We start from the raw sequence: 646 nt of genomic DNA, 5'->3' as shown, positions 1-646 counted from the left end.
TGGGCAGGTTGTAGCTATCCTCAAAGACAAAATCGCTCCAGCCGGTTTCTACTTTGATTTCCTTGGCCCGGATGTTGCCGTTGACGGCGAGTTTCCAGGTACCGGGGTTGACAGTGCCAACTCCCATATTTCCGTATTCATTAATGAAAACTCTTGGTTGCGGAGCAATTACTTCACCTGCAATAGTATTACCTGAACCTGTATAGAAAAATAGCTTTCCCCAACTACTTCGTATACCTGAATACCCATAATTCCCGGTATGTGAAGTAGGCGTAAATAATTTATTATGATTATCTCCACCCTGAATCACTGCCAGGTTTGATCCGAATATCGCATTTCCGGCGGATGATCCGCTAATATTAGCACCAAAATTATTCCCAACAACTAATGCTGAATTAGGATTGGTGTCTCCGATTCCTACATTCCCGGAAGAAGGGAAAACATTATTCTGGGCATAAAACATACCTGGCATAATCAACCCAGTAAGTAGTAGTTTCTTCATATTTATTGCTTTTTGAGTTGGTCTATTTCTTCCTGCTGTTTTTTGTTTTGTTCCAGTAAAACTTCTATTTGCTTTTGCTGTTGGATAGTATAGAGCGTCAATTCCTCTATCTTCTGCAACAGTTTAGCATCCATCTCCCCCAGG

1 pseudogene is annotated in these 646 nt (G+C 41.5%); it reads right to left on the bottom strand.

What is annotated here, in order from left to right:
• Nucleotides 1-502 (bottom strand): annotated as a pseudogene (locus ED312_RS23315) (hypothetical protein); the annotation flags it as partial.
• Between the last annotated feature and the right edge of the window lie 144 nt (nt 503-646).

It is taken from the genome of Sinomicrobium pectinilyticum, from assembly GCF_003725735.1.
GTDB lineage: Bacteria > Bacteroidota > Bacteroidia > Flavobacteriales > Flavobacteriaceae > Sinomicrobium > Sinomicrobium pectinilyticum.
The sequence above is the reverse complement of the archived record's forward strand: the minus strand, read 5'-3'. Positions and strand labels throughout refer to the sequence as shown.